Raw genomic sequence first — 283 nt, 5'->3', positions numbered from 1 at the left:
GATCGCCCGGGCGGCCCGGCGCGCGGGTCTGCTCGGCGATGGTTGAAACCGGCCTCGGGGGCTATCCGTGACCATGGGCGCGGAGCCGACCTCAGAGGACTTCCGGGTGGCGGGTTCCAGGGCCGTGGACCCCGTGGCGTGGCACGGCGTGCTGAAGCGGGTGATCGACGGCGCGCACCTGGCCACCGCCGACGACCTGGCGTCCCTGCTGGACAAGGCCACCGCGCCCCTGGGGCTGTCGGTCCGGCCGTACCTGGTGGACCTGGCGCAGCGCCTGCTGCAC

The organism is Actinosynnema sp. NPDC059797 (assembly GCF_042732085.1).
GTDB lineage: Bacteria > Actinomycetota > Actinomycetes > Mycobacteriales > Pseudonocardiaceae > Actinosynnema.
This window is presented reverse-complemented; position numbering follows the sequence as displayed.